Source organism: Noviherbaspirillum cavernae (assembly GCF_003590875.1).
In the GTDB taxonomy this organism is placed as follows: domain Bacteria; phylum Pseudomonadota; class Gammaproteobacteria; order Burkholderiales; family Burkholderiaceae_D; genus Noviherbaspirillum; species Noviherbaspirillum cavernae.
The window spans coordinates 305,241-316,191 of sequence record NZ_QYUN01000003.1; the positions used below are offsets into that span (position 1 = coordinate 305,241).

The window sequence follows — 10,951 nt, forward strand, 5'->3', positions numbered from 1 at the left end:
TTGTTTTGAATGATGATGAAGCGCTGCCTGTTGGCGGGCGCGGATTCAGGCGCTCAGTGTGTCGATCAATCCGATCTCGCTGCCGGTCATGAGCTTGTCGATGTCGACCAGGATCAGCATGCGCTCGTCCACCGTGCCGATGCCGGTCAGGTACTCGGTTTGCACCACGCTGCCCATCTCCGGGGCCGGCTTGATCTGTTCGGCGGCCAGGGTCATGACGTCCGAGACGCTGTCGACCACCATGCCGATGACACGGCCGGCGACGTTGAGAACGATGACGACGGTGAACTGGTCGTAGGTCGGCGTGCCGAGCTGGAACTTGATCCGCATGTCGACAATCGGCACGATGATTCCGCGCAGGTTGACCACGCCCTTGATGAAATCCGGCGCATTGGCAATGCGCGTAACCGCGTCGTAGCCGCGCAGTTCCTGCACTTTGTGAATGTCGATCCCGTATTCCTCTTCGCCGAGCCGGAATGCGAGAAATTCAAGTGTATGGGCCATGGCAACTGCGCTTTGGCGAGACTGGCTTTCTTCGATCATGAATTCCCTTGTAAACGTGTGTCATTCGAATCGCATTCATTCTCCCGGGCCGGGAGGGTCCGGGAGATCGGCACCGGTGGCACTTCACGCCCATGACGACCATGGGTTTTCCCGATGCCGCGAATACGTGCGCTGTTGCAAAATTTCCCTATAGCCAACAGCCAGCTGTTGCGGCTGTTGGCATCGTGTGTCCTGCTACAGGTACGGACGTTTGAATAGTTGACGCGGCAACGCCATCGCGCTCAACAAAACCCATCGCCTGCCAGGTGGAATCGCGCTATCGCGGACCAAGCGCGAGCAAGGACAGGACGCGATCACGGCTGATGCCCAGGAGGGCGGCAACGGTGGAAGAGAAAATCTGGTAGCCCGGCTGATCAGCCGCCGATGCAAAACCTTGCGCCAGGGTGGCGGCTCCGGCGGCATCGTCCATCGGGCGCGCCCGATCGACACGGCTGGCCGCTTCGGCCAGCGCGCGGCTGACCACTTCCCGCGACTGCTTGATGCGGTCGAGCGCCTGTATCACTTGTTGCAGAGTCTGACGCAGGGCCTGCACATCCTGCGCCTGCCAGGCGTCAGGCTCCACCGCAGCGGGAACGGCCTCGGTCCTGACCCGGTTCAGCTGCCCGGTCGGGAATCGAATGCCGTCGCCCTTGATGGCGAAGGTGTCGCGTGTGGCAGGCCACGAGGTTTCCGGCACGCTGAAGACCAGTGCGCCGGCATCGCCTTTGCTGACGCCGATATTCGCGGGCGACAGCGCGTGCTCGAAACGCTGGATGATCGCTTCTTCGGACAACTCCGGATCGACGCTCACCGAGCGCAGAGGCTGCCCCGCGCCGCCGATGGAAAGCGTGAGTGTTTCCTTGTCGCCGGATTGCAGCGTCCGCATGTTCAAGCCGCGGATGCTGAAGCGCTGGGACGCCGGCGCGGGACTGCTGTAGTCGAGTTGCGCATCGAGGCTTCCGCCGGACGAGGCATGGCGCTGACGCCATGCGTTGGCAAATTGCCGCAGCTTCCCGCTCACCTGCGCATCGCTCACCTGCCGTCCCGCAATCTTCGCGCTGATGTCGGACTTGAGGCTCTCCAGATGACTCGCGCTGCGCTCAAGGAAATCCATGGCTTGCTGGGCGTCCGCCAGTTCGCGATTCAGTTGCTGATCCCAGCTGGTCAAGCCACTGCGCAAGGACGATGACGCACGCGACACCGCCTCCGTCCCCTTCTTGCTCTCCGCAGCGACGGGCGCAAGCGGATTGACGGCAGCGCCATTGCGCACCTTTCCTGGTGCGAGGTCGGTGGCGGCATGGAGCGAACCGATTTGCATGAGGTCGATTTACAGTACGTTGAAGAGCGACAGGCCGCTCACCTTGGCATACGCCTTCTGCGTGGCTTGCAGCGCCATGGTGTAGCCGTTGAGTTCCACCGCGGCAGAAGCATAGTCGAGCTGGGCAATATCGGTGAGCGCCATCTTGTTCGACAGGCTGACATTGGCATGGTTGGTGTCGAGCGTGGACAGGATGTTCTGCGTGCCGCCGAGATCGGCAATCTTTGTGCTGATCGCCCCCATGGCGACGTCGATACCGTCCAGGCCGTCGGCCATGATCTGATGCGCCACCGGGTCGTTCGGGCTGACACCGGCAGTCCGCAGTGTCGCGATCGTGCTGTCCATCAGGTTCAGCAAGGCTTCCATGCCGCTCAAATCGACGTTGGCGGGTTGCGTGATGCCGTTGCCGACCGCGACCTGCTGCTGCGCGGTGTTGCCGGTGAAGCTGTAGCGCGCGCCAAGCGCAGCGGTACCGTCGTAGGTCAGGGCCGGCTGGCTGATCAGCGTTCCCGAAAAGACGTAGCGCCCTTCCTGGTCCTTGCTGTTGGCCGAGTAGAACAGGCTGTCGCGCAATGACTGCAGCGAGCCGGCCATCGCATTCAGGTCGTCCGAGCTGTTGCCGCCGTCGAGCGCCCAGACGAGCAGGTCGCGCGCCTGATGCATGTCATTGATCATGCCGCTCATGTAGGTTTCGTTTTTCTGCAGACGGATCTTGAGAGCGCCGATGTTGTCCCGGTACTGGGTGACGGCAGCCTCTTCCCGCCGCAGGCGCGATATCCGCACGGCGGAAATCGGGTCGTCCGACGGCAATTGCACGCGCGCGCCGGAAGCCATCTGCTGCGTCAGATGCGCCAGTTTGGCGTCGTTCATCTGCAGCGATCTGGTCATCGTCGATTCGTATTGGGAGCTGGCGATACGCATGTCGTTCTCCTTAGGCCATCATCGCGAGCGTGCTGTCGAACAGCTCGTTCGCAACGGCGATGACTTTCATGTTGGCCTGATACATCTTCTGGAACTCCATCAGGTTGATCGCTTCCTCGTCGGCATTGACGCCGCTGGTCGCGGCCCAGTTTTCTTTGGCCTGACTGCGGACGGTTTCGGCGGTTGCCAGCAGCGACTGGTTCTGCTTGCTGTCCATGCCCAGTTTGCCGAGCAGTTGCGTGTTCGCGTCGCCCAGCAGGACGGTGCCGATGGATGACACGGCAATCGACTGGTCCTTGAGGCCGATCAGCTTCTGCAGGTTACCGCTGTCGCCGGCGGTGCCGTCGGCGGAGAAGGCAAGATCCTTCGCCTGCACGCTGCCGCTCACCTTGAGCATGCCGGTTGCGCTGGAGGCGTCGAAGACGAACAAGGGCACGCCGGCGCTGCCATCGGCGGCAAAGCCCGCCGCCAGCTGCGCATTGACCGTGGCCGATACTTCCTTGGCGATATCGGCGATGGATTGTTGCAGCGGCACCAGCGTGTTGCGCTGGAAGTCGTCGAGCCCGCCCAGTTGTCCGCCCAGATTGCCGCCCGCCACCGTGAATGTTTCGTTGGCGAAGGCCACGTTCAGCGTCTTCGAACCATCGGGATTGCTCTGCAATGACAGCGTCGAAACAGTCCTGCCGATCACCAAAGGCTGGCCGCTGCGCAGCGACACATTGCGCGAGCCGTCGGCCTGATCGACCACCTCCACACCCACCAGGCCGGACAGCGTATCGATCCGCTGGTCGCGCGCGTCGATCAGGGCGGACGCGTTGCCGCCGGTGGCTTGCATGGACGCGATCTTCTCGTTCAACGCAGCAATGTCTTTCGTCAGCAGATTAATCTGCGGGACGACGGCATCCATCTGCTGCCGAATCGCGGTGCGCTGATTGCGCATCACGTCATTGAGCGTGTTGAAACGCTGCGCCATCGTATTCGCGGCGGTGATGATCTGCTGCCGCAACGGCGTGGAACTCGGTTCCAGGCTGGCGGCGTTGAGCGCGCTGAAGAACGTGTCGAGTCCGCTGCTGATGCTCGATTCATCGTCGCCCATCACCTGCTCCAGCTGCGTCAGATAGGGCTGCGTGACGGAACGCTGACCGAGGTCGGATGCCGCGCGCCACATCTGATGGATCTTGTAGCTGTCGGAAAAGCGCATCAAGGAGCTCACTTCGACGCCACTGCCTGCCGAATGCAGGTTGCCTCTCGGCCCCAGCGCGGCGAGCAGTGCGCCCTGCCGGGTGTAACCCACGGTTTTGACGTTGGCGATATTCTGGCTGGTCGCGTCCAATGCCAGCTGGGCAGCCAGGCTTCCTGAAAGTGCGTTGTTAATGATGCTCATTGTGCAAGGTTCTTTCCCGCTCGAGGCTGTGGACGCCGCCCGTTGGGCGAGAACGTGATCACATGGCCGTTATTGGTAATAGGCGACCGGTTGGGGCAAAAAATTAAATGCCGATGCAATATTGGCTATTTCTTCGCATGAAGGACCTGACCCGCAACCGCCGCTGCCGGCGTTGACGGTGCTGCCGGTGCTGCAGGTGCTGCAGGCAATAACTGGCGCAGGATGGCGTCAGCGATGCCGAAGGCGCGCTGCCCCGCCATTTTGTCCGCCAGCATGGTGTCGGCCATGTCGAGCATGTCGGTGTTGACCGAATTCTTGAACACGCTGTCTTCCCCCGCTATCTCGCGGGTACTTGCGCGCATCTGGCGCAGCATCTGGCCGATGAAGAAGCCTTCGAACTTTTCGGCTGCGGCAGCGGCCTTGTTCCGGTATGCGATATCGGCGGCCGGTGCTACGGGTACACCATGCGCTTCGGCGCTGGCGGCATCTGTCTGGAGTCTGGTCTGTAATTCGATTGCATTCATGGCAAGTCCTCAGATAACGACCAGCTCGCCGTCGATGGCACCGGCCTGATCCAGCGCTTGCAGGATGGCCATGATGTCGTCGGGCGTGGCGCCGATGCTGTTGATGACGTCGATGATGGCTTGCAGGCTGGCGCCGGCAGGCCACTTGAACATGTGGCCGGAGCCCTGATCCACCGCCACGCTGGATTGCGGCGTCACCGTTGTCCCTCCCTGGCTGAAAGGCGCAGGCTGGCTGACCGCCGAACTTTCGGAAATGACGACCTTGAGCGAGCCATGCGACACCGCCGCAGGTCGCACTTTCACGCCCTCGGCGATCACCACGGTGCCGGTGCGCGAATTGAAGATCACTTTCGGCACCTCCGTGCCGACAGTGATGGACAGCGCTTCGAGCTTGGCGACGAAGGCCACGCGTTGGGTCGGATTGGCGGGCGCGATCACGTCGACGCTGGTGGCGTCGCGCGTGCTGGCGATATCGCCGCCGAAGCGGCGATTGATGACATCGACAATATTGGTCGCTGTCTGGAAGTGCGGCCGCCGCAGGCTCAGGCGCACCGTCGGGCGGGTGTCGAAGTCGGTTTCGATTTCGCGCTCGATGATCGCGCCGTTGGGTATGCGGCCCGAGGTCGGCGTGTTGACGGTGATGCTGGACCCGCTCTTGCCCTGCGCGTTCAACCCGCCCACCACGAGACTGCCCTGCGCCAGCGCATAAATTTCGCCGTCGGCCGCGCGCAGTTGCGTCAGCAGCAGCGTGCCGCCGCGCAGATTCTTGGCGTCGCCGAGCGACGACACCGTGACATCGACGCTCTGTCCCTTGCGGTAGCCGGGCGGGAATACGGCGCTCACCATCACTGTCGCCACATTCTTGCTCTTGGTATCGACGCCTTCGGGCACCTTGACGCCGAACTGCTTGAGCATGTTGGACACGGACTGGCCGGAGAATTTGGCTTGCGTGCTGTCGCCGCTGCCGTTGAGCCCGACCACCAGGCCGTAACCGATCAGGGGATTTTCCCGCACGCCTTCCACGTTGACCAGATTGCGCAGCGTCTGTGCGGCGCTCGCGGGTTGCACCGCGCCCGACATCAGGGAAATCAGAATAAAGGCGATCGAAAGAATCTTCATGTGGTTCTTCTCAGAAAGGCATCCATGGGCTGGCGAAGAATCGCGTCAGCCAGCCGGGGGCGTTTGCATCGGCGAGCACGCCCTGGCCGGAATAGGCGATGCGCGCATTGGCAATGCGCTGCGACGACACCCGGTTGTCGGTATCGATATCGGCGGCACGCACATAGCCGCGCAGCCGGATGAATTCTTCCCCCTGGTTCAGGTACAGGCTCTTCTCGCCGCTCACCCGCAGCAAACCGTTCGGCAACACTTCCTGCACGATCACGGTGATCGCGCCTTGCAGCATGTTTTGCTGGGTGCTGGATGCGTTGCCGGCAAAATCGCGCTGTGCGCCCGCACCGATGTCCGTCTTGATCGTCTTGCCGGCGATGACCGTCGGCGTGACGGCGACGCTGCTTTCCTTTTCAAAACTGGTGCCGGCCCGCTTGCTCGCCTGCGTGACTTCCTGCAACACCACCGTCACCACGTCACCGGTGCGAAACGCGCGGCTGTCGGAGGTCAGCGACCACGCCGCTTCCGACACGAACACGCCGCCGGACTGGCCCTTGCGCTGCGCCGACTGCACCGCCGGCGGCGGATCGTCGCTCGGCCCCGGCTGGGCCTGCGGCGGGGCAATGGCGGCGCAGCCCGGCAACAGCAGCGCCGCCGCGATCATGACAAGGCTGCGCATCAACGTGCCGCTTGCGAAAGGTATTGCAGCATGTTGTCCGCCGCGCTCAGTACCTTGGTGTTCATCTCGTAGGTGCGCTGCGCGGCGATCATGTCCACCATCTCCTCGACCACCTGCACGTTGGAGCCTTCCAGCGCGCCCTGCTTGAGCTTGCCGAGCGCGCCTTCGCCGGGATTGCCGTCGGTCGGTGCGCCGCTGGCGGCGGTTTCCTGGAACAGGTTTTCGCCCAGCGCCAGCAGCCCGGCCGGATTGATGAAGCTGGTCAGCGTGAGCTGGCCCAGTTCCGACGGTGCCGTGCTTCCCGAGATGGTGGCCGACACCACGCCGTTTTCGCCGATGGTGATCGCGGTGGCGTTATTCGGAACGGTGATTTCCGGGACCAGGGGCAGGCCTTGCGCATTGACCAGGCGTCCGTTTGCATCGACCTGCAGCTGGCCGGCGCGCGTGTAGGCGGGATCGCCATTGGGCCGCGTCACCTGCAGAAAGCCGTTGCCGACGATGGCCACGTCCAGCGACTGGCTGGTGGTCTGCAGGCTGCCGTTGGTGAACACCTTCTGCGTGCCGACCATGCGCGTGCCGTTGCCCAGTTGCGCGCCGGTCGGCGACAGGGTGTTGTCGTCGCGCTGCGCGCCCGGTTGCTGATCGACCTGATAGAACAAGTCCTCGAACATCACGCGGTCGCGCTTGAAGCCCACGGTGTTGACGTTGGCAAGGTTGTTGGCGATGGCCTGCAGTTTTGCATCTTGCGCCTGCACGCCGGTCTTGCTGATCCACATGGCTGGGTTCATGATTTCTTCCTGAGTATTCGTGGTTGAGAGGTTCGGTCGATCAGCCGCCGATCAAGCGATTGCCGGCATCCGCCATTGAGTCGGCGGCCTTGTAGAGCTTCATCTGGATTTCAAACGCGCGGTTGATGCTCATGGTGGCGACCATTTCCTCCACCGCCGACACGTTGCTGCCTTCGAGATGGCCGCCGCGCACCGTCACCGTCTCGTCCGCCGGCAACGGTTCGCCGGTGCGAGTGACGATCAGTCCCGCCTCGTTCTTGGTCAGCTCGGCGGCTTGCGGCTTGACCAGCTTGAGCTTGTCCACCGCCTGCATTTCCTGCTCGCCTGCCGGCTGGATCGAGATCGTTCCATCCTGTCCGATGGTGACATTGGTAAAGGGCGGCAGCACGATCGGGCCGCCGTCGCCCAGCACCGGGCGGCCGTTGACCGTCAGCATGCCCTCGGCATCCAGCGTCAGCGCGCCGGCGCGCGTGTATGCCTCGCCGTCCTGCCATTGCACCGCGAAAAAGCCCTGCCCTGCGATCGCCACATCGAGTTCGCGGCCGGTTGCCTTGATGGTGCCCTCGCGGGTCGTCACGGCATTGGCCTGCAACTGCCCCTTGTGGCGCGCATCGTAGCCGTAGCCGGGGACCGACTGGCTGGCAGTCAGTTCCAGCGTGGCGCGAAAGCCGCTGGTCTCCAGATTGGCGAGGTTGTTGGCATGTACCTGCTGCGCATGCAAGGCACGTTCGGCGCCGCTCATGGCGGTGTAGATCAGTGCATCCATGATCGCTCCGTTACATTGCCTGCATCAGCGCTTGCATCATTGCGCTCTCGGCAGAGATGACCTTGGAGTTTGCCTGGTAGTTGCGCTGTGAGGTCATCAGCTCCACCAGTTCCGAGGTGATATCGACATTGGATTGTTCCAGTGCGCCGGTAGTCAGCTTGCCTGCCATGCCGATGCCCGCCATGGAGTACAGCGGCGTACCGGATGCATTGGAAGCGGCCCAGCTCGTGTCGCTGACCGGCACCAGCGACTGCTCGTCCGGGAAGGTCGCCAGCACCAGCATGCCGACGCTTTGCTTTTGGCCGTTGCTGTATTGCGCCATCACTGCGCCGTCTTCCGCGATCTGTACGCCGGTCAGCGTGCCCGACGCATAACCATCGGATGCATTGGCGGTCGTGGTGGCATCACCTGCAAACTGCGTGGTGCCGGTGTAATCGAGATTGACCGTCAGCGCCGCTGCGCCGGTCGGTGTACCAAGCGCAAGTGCGACCGGGGCAGCGGGATTGACCAACTGGCCGGCGGTGTCGAAATCCATCGTGGTGGTCGCGGCGAGATCGGTGCCATCCATGGTGTAGTGCACCGTCACCTGATTGGTGGCGGTCTTGACGAAATACTGCGTGACGCTGTGCTGGTTGCCGAGCGAGTCGTAAACCGACGAGGTCTTGGAGCTGTTGTAGGAGAGCGCATCGGTCTTGTCGAAGACGGCAACCGCCGGTGCTGTCCAGCCGGCGGACATGTTTCCGACATATTGCAACTTGGTGCTCGCCTGCGCCGCAATCTGACCGGTTGGCACCGTCAGGTCGCCCATCGGACCCAAGGCGGTGCTGCCGGGAGTCACGCCATAGCCTTGCGTGCGACGCCCGAAACCGTCTACCACATAGCCATCCTTGTTGACCGAGAAGATACCGACACGGCTGTACAACATGGCGCCCGAACTGTCGCGGCTGACAAAAAAGCCGCGTCCCTGAATCGCGGCATCCATCAAACCGCCGGTGGTCGACACATTACCGCTCATGCCGATGCTTTGCGTCAGCGAACTGACTTCGGTACCGGTCGGTTGCGTGCCCGCATACATCGATGAGAAATTGGCGCGGCTGGACTTGTAGCCGTAGGTGCTGGAGTTGGCAATGTTGCTGCTGATGGCGTCAAGCTGCTTGTTGATGCCCTGGATGCCGGAAAGTGCGATATCGAAACTCATGCTGAATTCCTTTCAGTTGAATGCGGTATGGGATGCGTTGTTAGTTGGATGCCGCGGCCGACTGGCCGTTGAAGCTGAGGATGGCGGACGGTGTCACCATGCCGGCGTTGTCGACGTTGAGCAATGCGCCTTCGGCAGTCAGCTTGACGCTGTTGAGCTTGCCCGCCAGTGCAATCATCGGTGTCTCGCCGCTGGCCGTATCGACGTGCATCGAATACCTGCCCTCCGGCAGACCCAGCGCCTTCGGGTCGATGGAAAACGGCACCTCGCCCGCCGCATTCGAACCGAGTGCGATGCTGTGCTTGACGCCGTTCGCGCCGGTCAGCACCAGGGTCGCGCTGGTCGTGGCATTCTGCAGCGTGACCGTGCCTTGCACCGCGGTCTTGCCCAGCGTGACGCTGTCGCTTTCCACCATCACGTTCGAGCCGACCTGCGCGCCCAGCGCGAGCATCTGCATGCTCTGCAGCACCGTGGCATTGTTGGAGGTGAGACTCGCCAGATTCTGCAGCGCTTCGGTCTGACTGAGCTGCGCCAGCTGATTGACGAACTGGCTGGGGTCGGAAGGCGCGAGCGGATCCTGGTTCTTGATCTGCGCCACCAGCAGCGTGGTGAACATGTCCGACATCGCGCTCGTGTTGGCGGCAGGCCTGCTGTCGCCTGTCTGCGTGCGCGTATTCGTGGTGGTCGATGAAGTGGTCTGCATGCTCTTATCCCTCGCCCAGTTTGAGGAGCGACTGCTGCATCACCTTGACGCGGCCCAGCACCTCGACGTTGGTTTCAAAAGCGCGCGACGCCGACATCATGTCGGTCATTTCCGCCACCGGATTCACGTTGGGGTAGAACACCACGCCGTCCTCGTTGGCCAGCGGGTTGCCCGGTTCGTACACCTTGCGCAGCGGCTCCGTGCTTTCGACCACGTCCAGCACCTGCACGCGGCCGCCCGCGTTCGGGAAGTCGCCGCTGCCGTCGCCCATCACTGCCGCGAATACCGGCTTGCGTGCATGGTAGGTGTCGGCTTCGTTGCCGGACACCGCGTCGGCGTTGGCGAGGTTGCTGGCAATGGTGTTGAGGCGGACAGTCTGGGCCGCCATCGCGGAACCGGCAATTTTTGCGATGTTTTGGAATGACATGTTTATTGTCCGGCAATGGCTTTCGCCAGCCCCCTGAGTTGCATGTTGATGAAAGTCAGACTGGTCTGGAAGTCCGACGCGTTCTGCGAAAACGCCGCCTGCTCGACGCCGATCTCCACCGTATTGCCGTCCCCTGCAGGGTGATACGGGATGCGATACATCATGTCGGTGTCATCGGTGGAGAGACTCAGGCCGCTCGGATCCTCGCCGCTGGTCTGCTGCAAGGCGGTGCGGAAATCCATGTCGCGCGCCTGATAACCCGGCGTGTTTTCATTGGCAATATTCGATGCCAGTACCTTGGTCCGTTCAGCACGCAACTTGAGCGCGTCCGGATGGATGCCTAGCGCCTTCCCAAAATCAATGCTCATGCTTCACCTCGCTTATTGAAACTTCGACAAGCCGTCCGCGAACGGCATCCCTTGGAGCGTCTAACAAAATGAAGCGAAGCGGTTCTGAGTAGGCGCGCCGCCGCAGACAGTACGACCTGTACGGCAAGGCGGCGCAACACCCTCAGAATCATTTTGTTAGACGCTCTTAAAGACTGTTGGAAGCGGCCTGCAAAATGGCTATCATTCATTTCGCCATGCAGG

At 62.3% G+C, this 10,951-nt stretch carries 13 protein-coding genes; all 13 read right to left on the minus strand.

Annotated features, from left to right (window positions below; genetic code table 11):
* Positions 1-45 precede the first annotated feature (45 nt).
* Entirely contained in the window at positions 46-504 is a 459-nt protein-coding gene (locus D3870_RS19945; RefSeq protein ID WP_242490115.1) for a chemotaxis protein CheW, read from the minus strand.
* A 316-nt stretch (positions 505-820) separates the two neighbouring features.
* Complete coding sequence (locus D3870_RS19950; RefSeq protein ID WP_242490116.1) at positions 821-1,861, minus strand: hypothetical protein; 1,041 nt, start codon at positions 1,859-1,861, stop codon at positions 821-823.
* 9 nt (positions 1,862-1,870) lie between these two features.
* The gene (gene flgL / locus D3870_RS19955) at positions 1,871-2,782 is read right to left on the minus strand and encodes a flagellar hook-associated protein FlgL (RefSeq protein ID WP_119742804.1); all 912 of its coding nucleotides are present in this window, start codon (positions 2,780-2,782) and stop codon (positions 1,871-1,873) included.
* Between the two features lie 10 nt (positions 2,783-2,792).
* On the minus strand, positions 2,793-4,166 hold the full coding sequence (flgK, locus tag D3870_RS19960; RefSeq protein ID WP_119742806.1) for a flagellar hook-associated protein FlgK: 1,374 nt from the start codon (positions 4,164-4,166) through the stop codon (positions 2,793-2,795).
* Between the two features lie 125 nt (positions 4,167-4,291).
* Entirely contained in the window at positions 4,292-4,690 is a 399-nt protein-coding gene (locus tag D3870_RS19965) for a rod-binding protein (protein ID WP_119742808.1), read from the minus strand.
* A 9-nt stretch (positions 4,691-4,699) separates the two neighbouring features.
* Positions 4,700-5,809: a flagellar basal body P-ring protein FlgI gene (locus D3870_RS19970; RefSeq protein WP_119742810.1), complete on the minus strand. Its 1,110-nt coding sequence runs from the start codon at positions 5,807-5,809 to the stop codon at positions 4,700-4,702.
* Between the two features lie 10 nt (positions 5,810-5,819).
* Positions 5,820-6,479, minus strand: coding sequence for a flagellar basal body L-ring protein FlgH (gene flgH / locus D3870_RS19975; RefSeq protein WP_119742812.1), 660 nt, complete (start codon positions 6,477-6,479; stop codon positions 5,820-5,822).
* Complete coding sequence (flgG, locus tag D3870_RS19980; RefSeq protein ID WP_199710832.1) at positions 6,479-7,267, minus strand: flagellar basal-body rod protein FlgG; 789 nt, start codon at positions 7,265-7,267, stop codon at positions 6,479-6,481. The genes flgH and flgG overlap by 1 nt, the downstream gene beginning before the upstream one ends.
* A gap of 40 nt (positions 7,268-7,307) precedes the next feature.
* Positions 7,308-8,033 carry a flagellar basal-body rod protein FlgF gene (gene flgF, locus D3870_RS19985; RefSeq protein ID WP_119742816.1) on the minus strand — a complete coding sequence of 242 codons (726 nt, stop codon included), beginning with the start codon at positions 8,031-8,033 and terminating at the stop codon, positions 7,308-7,310.
* A gap of 10 nt (positions 8,034-8,043) precedes the next feature.
* Positions 8,044-9,231: a flagellar hook-basal body complex protein gene (locus D3870_RS19990; RefSeq protein ID WP_119742818.1), complete on the minus strand. Its 1,188-nt coding sequence runs from the start codon at positions 9,229-9,231 to the stop codon at positions 8,044-8,046.
* A gap of 40 nt (positions 9,232-9,271) precedes the next feature.
* Positions 9,272-9,934, minus strand: a complete 663-nt coding sequence (locus D3870_RS19995) for a flagellar hook capping FlgD N-terminal domain-containing protein (RefSeq protein ID WP_119742820.1) — start codon at positions 9,932-9,934, stop codon at positions 9,272-9,274.
* A gap of 4 nt (positions 9,935-9,938) precedes the next feature.
* Positions 9,939-10,361, minus strand: a complete 423-nt coding sequence (gene flgC / locus D3870_RS20000; RefSeq protein WP_119742822.1) for a flagellar basal body rod protein FlgC — start codon at positions 10,359-10,361, stop codon at positions 9,939-9,941.
* A 2-nt stretch (positions 10,362-10,363) separates the two neighbouring features.
* Positions 10,364-10,729, minus strand: a complete 366-nt coding sequence (flgB, locus tag D3870_RS20005; RefSeq protein ID WP_119742824.1) for a flagellar basal body rod protein FlgB — start codon at positions 10,727-10,729, stop codon at positions 10,364-10,366.
* Positions 10,730-10,951: the final 222 nt, after the last annotated feature.

Coding starts and splice junctions, on each gene's coding strand:
- D3870_RS19990 (WP_119742818.1), bottom strand. CDS start 9,231: ATGAGTTTCGATATCGCACTTTCCGGCATCCAGGGCATCAACAAGCAG.
- D3870_RS19945 (WP_242490115.1), bottom strand. CDS start 504: ATGGCCCATACACTTGAATTTCTCGCATTCCGGCTCGGCGAAGAGGAA.
- flgF (WP_119742816.1), bottom strand. CDS start 8,033: ATGGATGCACTGATCTACACCGCCATGAGCGGCGCCGAACGTGCCTTG.
- flgK (WP_119742806.1), bottom strand. CDS start 4,166: ATGAGCATCATTAACAACGCACTTTCAGGAAGCCTGGCTGCCCAGCTG.
- D3870_RS19965 (WP_119742808.1), bottom strand. CDS start 4,690: ATGAATGCAATCGAATTACAGACCAGACTCCAGACAGATGCCGCCAGC.
- D3870_RS19950 (WP_242490116.1), bottom strand. CDS start 1,861: ATGCAAATCGGTTCGCTCCATGCCGCCACCGACCTCGCACCAGGAAAG.
- D3870_RS19995 (WP_119742820.1), bottom strand. CDS start 9,934: ATGCAGACCACTTCATCGACCACCACGAATACGCGCACGCAGACAGGC.
- flgL (WP_119742804.1), bottom strand. CDS start 2,782: ATGCGTATCGCCAGCTCCCAATACGAATCGACGATGACCAGATCGCTG.
- flgH (WP_119742812.1), bottom strand. CDS start 6,479: ATGCGCAGCCTTGTCATGATCGCGGCGGCGCTGCTGTTGCCGGGCTGC.
- flgB (WP_119742824.1), bottom strand. CDS start 10,729: ATGAGCATTGATTTTGGGAAGGCGCTAGGCATCCATCCGGACGCGCTC.
- flgG (WP_199710832.1), bottom strand. CDS start 7,267: ATGAACCCAGCCATGTGGATCAGCAAGACCGGCGTGCAGGCGCAAGAT.
- flgC (WP_119742822.1), bottom strand. CDS start 10,361: ATGTCATTCCAAAACATCGCAAAAATTGCCGGTTCCGCGATGGCGGCC.
- D3870_RS19970 (WP_119742810.1), bottom strand. CDS start 5,809: ATGAAGATTCTTTCGATCGCCTTTATTCTGATTTCCCTGATGTCGGGC.